We start from the raw sequence: 5,662 nt of genomic DNA, 5'->3' as shown, positions 1-5,662 counted from the left end.
TAGCAGAGATGGTCAGACTACCGGGACGACGGGAGCGCTCGTTCCCAAGGGTGGTGAAAGAGAGACCCTATAAATATCCGACAGCCAGAAGAAAAAATGCCAGTCAGGCTTAACTGACTGGCATTAGCCATTAAGGCTGCTTTTTTATTGGTAGTAAAATCAGGACTGATTATTTGTCGCGATGATCTTCGCTACCTTGTCCGCTTCTGCGGTTAACTGCAGCTGGCGGTAGGCATTTTCCATCAGCGGCAGCGCTTTGTGCGTTGCTTCGGTATCCGGGAAATCTTTCATCATCCCTTCAACACGGTTAACAACGGCGACATAGGCCCCACGCTTGGTATAGAATTGCGCCACCGAGAGTTCATACTTCGCCAGACGCTCTTTCAGGTAGGCTAAACGTTTCTGCGCATCCTCAGCATACTGGCTGTTCGGATAGCTGCGCAGCAACTGTGAGAAGTCACGGAAAGCATCACGAGCGTGCGTCGGATCACGATCTGAACGATCGATACCGAAGAAGCCCTGCAGTGCAGAGTCATCCAACGCCATATCCGTCAGGCCTTTCATATAGATGACGTAATCGATGTTTGGATGAGTCGGATTCAGGCGCATAAAGCGAGCGATAGCGGCTTGCGCCAGTGGCAGATCGGCATTTTTGTAATACGCGTAGATTAAATCCAGCTGTACTTGCTGCGAATAAGGGCCAAACGGGTAGCGGTTATCCAGTGCTTCCAGTTGCTTAATCGCCGCTTTAAAGTTACCGTCCTGCAGCTTTTGCTGGGCTGTAGCGTAAATTTCAGATGGCGGGCTGTCCGGAACGGGATCCGATGAGCCGGAACAACCCACCAGAGCCAGGCTCAGGCTCAATGTGGCAGCAGCCACCAGATGTTTCATACGCGTCATGACGAAATGATTATCCTCAAAGTGTTGTAGCGGAAGCTGTCCGTATAGCTCCCGGTTATGACCTGGTACGATAGCACATTATATTAAACGGCATCGCCGTGAAAACCCAACGTTAACGAAGAAGCTGTATATGGCACAACAAGTTCAACTCACCGCAACGGTGTCCGAAGCACAGCTTGGACAACGCTTAGATCAGACTTTGGCGGAATTGTTCCCTGATTATTCACGTTCCCGCATAAAAGAATGGATCCTTGAGCGTCGCGTCAGCGTCAACGGCACCATCATCGATAAACCGAAAGAGAAAGTTTTCGGCGGTGAGCAGGTGTCTATCGATGCTGAAATCGAAGAAGCGCAGCGCTGGGAAGCGCAAAACATTCCCCTGAACATCGTTTATGAAGACGATGATATTCTGGTCATCAACAAACCGCGTGGCCTGGTGGTGCATCCTGGGGCAGGTAATCCGGATGGTACGGTCCTGAATGCGCTGCTTTATCATTACCTACCAATTGCCGACGTCCCGCGTGCTGGGATCGTCCATCGTCTTGATAAAGACACAACCGGTTTGATGGTGGTGGCGAAGACCGTTCCCGCTCAGACGCATCTGGTGGAAACGCTGCAGCTGCGCGAGATTACCCGTGAATATGAAGCTGTTGCGATTGGCACCATGACGGCAGGCGGCACGGTTAATGAGCCGATGGCGCGCCACTCCACCAAACGCACTCACATGGCGGTACACCCTATGGGTAAACCCGCGACCACGCATTATCGCATCATGGAGCATTTCCGTGCTCATACGCGTCTGCGTCTGCGTCTGGAAACGGGTCGTACTCACCAGATTCGTGTGCACATGGCGCATATCAACCATCCATTAGTGGGTGATCCGCTGTACGGCGGTCGTCCGCGTCCGCCTAAAGGTGCATCAGATGCGTTCATCGCCGCGCTGCGCGGTTTTGACCGTCAGGCGCTGCATGCCACCATGCTGCGTCTCTACCATCCCATCACCGGCATTGAGATGGAATGGCATGCGCCGTTGCCGCAAGACATGGTCGATCTGATTGACGCGCTGAAAGCCGATACTCATGAGTTCCGCGATCAAATGGATTGGCTATGAGTGAGTGGATCATTCCTGACTGGCCTGCACCGCAGCGCGTTCAGGCATGTTCCACCTTGCGACATGGCGGTGTTAGCACTGCGCCCTGGGATTCGCTGAATCTTGGGGCGCACGTTGGCGATGCTGAAACGCATGTCTTGCAAAATCGTCAGCATTTGAAAGATAAACTGCTGCCCGCCATGCCGCAGTGGCTTAATCAGGTGCATGGGCAGGACGTTGTGCGTTTGCCTGCGAACGAGTTATTACCCAATGCAGATGCGGCCATCACCCGCGAATCCGGTGTAGTCTGCGCCATCATGACGGCGGATTGCTTGCCGGTGTTGTTTTGCAGTGATGATGGCAGTGAAGTGGCTGCTGCTCACGCTGGATGGCGTGGTCTGTGTAACGGCGTGCTGGAACAGACGCTGCAACAGTTTCGCTCACCAGCCCGTGAGATCCACGCCTGGCTTGGCCCCGCTATTGGCCCGCAGGCATTTGAAGTCGGTGCTGAGGTGCGTGAAGCCTTTTTGGCGCACGATGTACAAGCCGATGCGGCTTTTCGCCCGGTTGGTGACAAATTTTTTGCGAATATCTGGCAGCTAGCGCGTCAGCGACTTCAGGCCGCTGGAGTGCATTCTATCAGTGGTTCACAGCGTTGCACTTTCACCGAAGCCAATGATTTTTTCTCCTACCGACGAGATGGAATCACCGGGCGTATGGCAACTTTGATTTGGCTGAGATAATCTTACGCCGCAAGACGATCCAGTAGCGTATTTTTTGTTCGCAACACAGGTCATTAACCTTGAAATATTTGAGGGATGACCTCATTTAATCTCCAGTAGCATTTTGACCTGTATTGGAGGAATCATGCGTCTGGATCGTCTTACTAATAAATTCCAGTTGGCCCTTGCCGATGCTCAGTCCCTTGCTCTGGGACACGACAATCAATTTATCGAACCCCTGCACTTGATGAGCGCTTTGCTCAATCAGGAAGGCGGATCGGTGCGTCCGTTGCTTAGCGCAGCAGGTGCCGATGTGGCTGGTCTGCGTACCAGCATCGAACAAGCTATCAACCGACTGCCGCAGGTAGAAGGTACGGATGGCGATGTACAGCCTTCAGCCGATCTCATTCGGGTCCTGAACCTGTGCGACAAACTCGCGCAAAAGCGCGGCGACAACTTTATATCATCTGAATTATTTGTTCTGGCGGCCCTCGACTCTCGTGGTTCGCTGGCGGACCTATTGAAGTCCGCTGGTGCAACCACCGAAAAACTCACTAAGGCCATCGAGCAATTGCGGGGAGGAGAGAACGTGAACGATCAAGGGGCTGAAGATCAGCGCCAGGCTTTAAAAAAATACACCATCGATCTGACCGAGCGCGCCGAGCTTGGCAAGTTAGATCCGGTGATTGGTCGTGATGAAGAGATTCGTCGTACCATTCAGGTATTGCAGCGCCGTACCAAAAACAACCCGGTATTAATTGGGGAACCCGGCGTAGGTAAAACTGCGATTGCCGAAGGGTTAGCGCAGCGCATTATCAATGGTGAAGTGCCAGAAGGATTGAAAGGTCGCCGCGTGTTGGCCCTGGACATGGGTTCGCTGGTGGCGGGTGCTAAATATCGTGGTGAGTTCGAAGAGCGCCTGAAAGGTGTGCTGAGCGATCTGGCAAAACAGGAAGGCAACGTCATTCTGTTTATCGACGAGTTGCATACCATGGTTGGCGCGGGTAAAGCCGATGGCGCCATGGATGCCGGTAACATGTTGAAACCTGCATTAGCGCGTGGTGAGTTGCACTGCGTGGGTGCTACCACACTGAATGAGTATCGCCAGTTCATTGAGAAAGATGCGGCGCTGGAGCGTCGTTTCCAGAAAGTCTTTGTGGCTGAACCGAGCGTGGAAGACACCATTGCTATTCTGCGTGGCCTGAAAGAGCGCTATGAGTTACACCACCATGTGCAGATTACTGACCCGGCGATTGTGGCAGCGGCCACGTTGTCGCACCGCTATATCTCCGATCGCCAGCTGCCAGATAAGGCAATTGACTTGATTGACGAGGCTGCATCGAGCATTCGTTTGCAGATGGACTCGAAACCGGAGTCGCTTGATCGTCTGGAACGCCGCATCATCCAGTTAAAGCTGGAACAACAGGCACTGAAGAAAGAGTCGGACGATGCCAGTATTAAACGTCTGGAGATGCTGGAAACGGAACTCGATCAGAAAGAGCGTGAATACGCTGAGCTGGAAGAAGAGTGGAAAGCGGAAAAAGCCTCTCTGACGGGGACGCAAAACATTAAGGCGGAACTGGAGCAGGCTCGTCTGGCGATGGAACAGGCGCGACGTGTTGGTGATCTGGGCCAAATGTCCGAACTGCAGTACGGTAAAATTCCGGAGCTGGAAAAACAGCTCACTATTGCGACGCAGTCTGAAGGTAAAACCATGAAGCTGTTACGTAACCGCGTAACAGATGTGGAAATTGCTGATGTGCTGGCACGCTGGACCGGCATTCCAGTAGCACGAATGATGGAAGGTGAGCGCGAGAAACTGTTGCGGATGGAGCAAGAGCTGCATGCGCGCGTGATTGGCCAGAACGAGGCGGTTGATGCGGTATCGAATGCGATTCGCCGTAGTCGTGCGGGTCTGTCCGATCCTAATCGTCCAATTGGCTCGTTCCTGTTCCTTGGGCCAACCGGTGTCGGTAAAACCGAGTTGAGTAAAGCGCTGGCTAACTTCTTGTTCGACAGCGACGATGCCATGGTGCGTATTGATATGTCCGAGTTTATGGAAAAACACTCGGTGTCACGTTTAGTGGGTGCACCTCCGGGCTATGTCGGTTATGAAGAGGGCGGTTATCTGACAGAAGCTGTTCGTCGTCGCCCTTATTCCGTGATTCTGCTGGATGAAGTCGAAAAGGCTCACCCGGATGTCTTCAACATCTTGTTGCAGGTACTGGATGATGGGCGCTTGACCGATGGCCAGGGACGTACGGTCGATTTCCGTAATACCGTGGTCATCATGACCTCTAACCTTGGGTCTGACCTGATCCAAGAACGTTTTGGTTCGTTGGACTATCCGGAAATGAAAGATATGGTGATGACGGTGGTAGGTTCGCATTTCCGCCCAGAGTTCATTAACCGTATTGATGAGGTGGTGGTGTTCCATCCGCTTGGCGAGCAGCATATTGCTTCTATCGCGCAGATTCAGCTGCAGCGGTTGTACAAACGTCTGGATGAACGTGGCTACCAATTGCATATCACGGATGCAGCGCTGAAGCTGTTGGGTGAAAATGGATATGATCCGGTATACGGTGCACGTCCATTGAAACGCGCTATTCAGCAGCAAATTGAAAACCCACTGGCGCAGAAGATTCTTTCTGGTGCTTTTGTTCCGGGTAAAACCATTGAAATGGATGTTAAAGACGATGTCATCGTCGCACATCAGTAATTCAAAATGTTGAAAACGGGCCTTCGGGCCTAATGCCGATCAGTTAAGGATCAGTTGAACGATCCAGTGGCTGTGTAAGAATCCGGAAACGCTTCGTTTCCGGATTTTTTTATGCAGCTCAGTCAGGCCCTTGATATCGTCTCTCGTTACGATTCTCTTCGTAATCCTCTGAATACGCTCGCGGATGTTCTTGACCCTGCGCTCATCAGCCGCTGCCTTGAGGAAGCTGGC

The 5,662-nt window shown here is 52.5% G+C and carries 6 protein-coding genes; 5 read left to right on the top strand and 1 reads right to left on the bottom strand.

Annotated features, from left to right (window positions below; genetic code table 11):
• A partial coding sequence (locus FD744_RS25790) for a hypothetical protein (RefSeq protein ID WP_237449463.1) occupies nt 1-113 on the top strand: 113 nt, incomplete at its 5' end.
• A gap of 46 nt (nt 114-159) precedes the next feature.
• Here FD744_RS25790 and bamD read toward each other — a convergent pair.
• Nucleotides 160-900: an outer membrane protein assembly factor BamD gene (gene bamD / locus FD744_RS25080; protein WP_034822246.1), complete on the bottom strand. Its 741-nt coding sequence runs from the start codon at nt 898-900 to the stop codon at nt 160-162.
• Nucleotides 901-1,030: 130 nt separating this feature from the next.
• Here bamD and rluD point away from each other — a divergent pair, with 130 nt between their 5' ends.
• The 4 genes from rluD to FD744_RS25785 all read left to right on the top strand — a co-directional run.
• Nucleotides 1,031-2,011, top strand: a complete 981-nt coding sequence (gene rluD / locus FD744_RS25075) for a 23S rRNA pseudouridine(1911/1915/1917) synthase RluD (protein ID WP_160870006.1) — start codon at nt 1,031-1,033, stop codon at nt 2,009-2,011.
• The gene (gene yfiH / locus FD744_RS25070; RefSeq protein ID WP_160870004.1) at nt 2,008-2,733 is read left to right on the top strand and encodes a purine nucleoside phosphorylase YfiH; all 726 of its coding nucleotides are present in this window, start codon (nt 2,008-2,010) and stop codon (nt 2,731-2,733) included. The genes rluD and yfiH overlap by 4 nt, the downstream gene beginning before the upstream one ends.
• Before the next feature lie 124 nt (nt 2,734-2,857).
• On the top strand, nt 2,858-5,431 hold the full coding sequence (clpB, locus tag FD744_RS25065; protein WP_160870002.1) for an ATP-dependent chaperone ClpB: 2,574 nt from the start codon (nt 2,858-2,860) through the stop codon (nt 5,429-5,431).
• 111 nt (nt 5,432-5,542) lie between these two features.
• The coding region (locus FD744_RS25785) for a hypothetical protein (protein ID WP_237449367.1) at nt 5,543-5,662 on the top strand (120 nt) is incomplete at its 3' end.

The sequence above is a fragment of the Pantoea sp. Taur genome (assembly GCF_009830025.1).
Classification (GTDB): domain Bacteria; phylum Pseudomonadota; class Gammaproteobacteria; order Enterobacterales; family Enterobacteriaceae; genus Pantoea; species Pantoea communis.
The sequence above is the reverse complement of the archived record's forward strand: the minus strand, read 5'-3'. Positions and strand labels throughout refer to the sequence as shown.

Bases quoted from the DNA above. Each gene is read 5' to 3' on its own strand.
- bamD (WP_034822246.1), bottom strand. From the start codon at position 900: ATGACGCGTATGAAACATCTGGTGGCTGCTGCCACATTGAGCCTGAGC.
- rluD (WP_160870006.1), top strand. From the start codon at position 1,031: ATGGCACAACAAGTTCAACTCACCGCAACGGTGTCCGAAGCACAGCTT.
- yfiH (WP_160870004.1), top strand. From the start codon at position 2,008: ATGAGTGAGTGGATCATTCCTGACTGGCCTGCACCGCAGCGCGTTCAG.
- clpB (WP_160870002.1), top strand. From the start codon at position 2,858: ATGCGTCTGGATCGTCTTACTAATAAATTCCAGTTGGCCCTTGCCGAT.